1 pseudogene is annotated in these 255 nt (G+C 40.8%); it reads left to right on the top strand.

Annotated features, from left to right (window positions below):
• Nucleotides 1–14: 14 nt before the first annotated feature.
• Nucleotides 15–255, top strand: a pseudogene (locus ACEO2X_RS14635) (IS4/IS5 family transposase); the annotation flags it as partial.

A 255-nucleotide genomic window follows, 5' to 3' on the forward strand; every position in this document is an offset into this window, starting at 1 on the left:
AGGGTTATGTCTTTGTGGCTGACCGTGGCTATAGTCGAGTTCAAACCATTATGCCGACAGTCGATCAAGGCGCTGATGTCATTGTCAGATATACACCGAACTCCATGCCTCTCTATACATTTAATTCGAATAATCAAAAGCTTAAGATTGATTGGCATCAGCAACTTATATCACGGTCTGAGAAAAATCAGGTGATTGAGTGTTATATGATTTTAGGCGATAAGAGGATCAAGGGTTATGTCCATGCGATAGCTA

The organism is Acinetobacter sp. AL9 (assembly GCF_041464035.1).
GTDB lineage: Bacteria > Pseudomonadota > Gammaproteobacteria > Pseudomonadales > Moraxellaceae > Acinetobacter > Acinetobacter towneri.